This window comes from Leptotrichia sp. OH3620_COT-345 (genome assembly GCF_003932895.1).
GTDB lineage: Bacteria > Fusobacteriota > Fusobacteriia > Fusobacteriales > Leptotrichiaceae > Pseudoleptotrichia.
In genome coordinates, this window is sequence record NZ_RQYW01000097.1 from 1 (window position 1) to 593 (window position 593).

Annotated in this window: 1 protein-coding gene and 1 pseudogene; both read left to right on the forward strand. The window is 31.5% G+C overall.

Annotation, left to right across the window (positions count from 1 at the left end; genetic code table 11):
• Nucleotides 1-180 (forward strand): annotated as a pseudogene (locus tag EII29_RS11510) (hypothetical protein); the annotation flags it as partial.
• A gap of 159 nt (nt 181-339) precedes the next feature.
• Nucleotides 340-593: hypothetical protein (locus EII29_RS11515; protein WP_199726094.1), on the forward strand; the 254-nt coding region annotated here is incomplete at its 3' end.

Below are 593 nucleotides of genomic sequence, written 5' to 3' on the forward strand. Positions count from 1 at the left end.
GAGTATAATGCGTCAAAGGCGAGAGACAGAGTAGACTTTTATGAAAGAGTGGTAAGAAGTGTTGAAAGAGAGGAGAAGGAACTGGGTGGCTATAATGAGGTATTAGGAAAGAATAAGAAGAAAGCTGTGAAGAAAGTTCAAAAACCTGTAAGGGAAAAGAAAGTAAATAAGAAAAAGTAAAATTTCAAATTTTTTAATAATATTTATTTTCAACAGTACTTTATAATATTAAGATTTATATTAAAAAATGAGATGATTTAATAATTTTGGGGTCAATTGTAAAGTTATTAAAGATTTATAGTTGAAAGTGATTTAAGAAAAAATAATGGAGGAAACAAAATGAAAAAGATGTTAGGGCTGTTATCATTGTCTGTGTTGGTGATGAGTCAGATAAGTTACAGTGATCCTGCAGTGGATAGACTGTTAAGAGAAGCAAGAAAAAGACAGGCGGAAGAACAGAAACAGCAACAGAAGATGGAAAAAATAGAAGAACCATCGGTTATGGAAGAAATACCTGTAACAAATACAAACAGTATACAGAAGAGAGCGGCAGAGATAAAAAGAGAATCACAAAGTAAAAAAGCGGAAGAAAT